Origin of the sequence: Intestinimonas butyriciproducens, from assembly GCF_016901775.1 — a bacterium.
Taxonomy (GTDB): domain Bacteria; phylum Bacillota; class Clostridia; order Oscillospirales; family Butyricicoccaceae; genus Pseudobutyricicoccus.
Map to the genome: position 1 here is coordinate 1 of NZ_JACJKW010000048.1, position 594 is coordinate 594.

A 594-nucleotide genomic window follows, 5' to 3' on the forward strand; every position below is an offset into this window, starting at 1 on the left:
GAAAACCACTCGCTAGGCGAGTGGTTCAAAAAAAGACTTATGTCGATAATGGCGAAATAAAAACTCCCTTTGCTATAATAGGAGTGCGGTCTGCCAACTGCACAAACAAGCAAAGGGAGGTCATTCAAAGTGAACGACGTAAATAGTTTATCGCATACAAGCTGGAATTGCAAATACCACATAGTCTTTGCACCGAAATATCGGCGCAAAGTGTTCTACGGACAGAAGCGCAGAGAAATCGGAGAGATTTTAAGAACACTGTGCGACTGGAAGAAGGTAAAAATCGTGGAAGCAGAAGTATGCCCGGACCATATCCACATGCTGGTCGAGATACCGCCGAAATATTCAGTCTCGAGCTTCATGGGGTATCTGAAGGGGAAAAGCAGCCTGATGCTGTACGAGAAATTCCCGGAGTTGAAATTTAAGTATCGCAATAGGGAGTTCTGGTGCAGAGGATACTATGTGGATACAGCAGGAAAAAACGATAAAAAGATAGCAGAATACATCCGGCACCAGTTAGAAGAAGACCAGGCGGGCGAACAGCTGACGATGGGAAACTTCTAAACAGCCCGTTTACGGGCGGCAAGTAACAAT

The 594-nt window shown here is 45.3% G+C and carries 1 protein-coding gene; it reads left to right on the top strand.

Annotation, left to right across the window (positions count from 1 at the left end):
• Positions 1–129: 129 nt before the first annotated feature.
• On the top strand, positions 130–564 hold the full coding sequence (gene tnpA / locus H6A25_RS12520) for an IS200/IS605 family transposase (RefSeq protein WP_204752451.1): 435 nt from the start codon (positions 130–132) through the stop codon (positions 562–564).
• Positions 565–594: the final 30 nt, after the last annotated feature.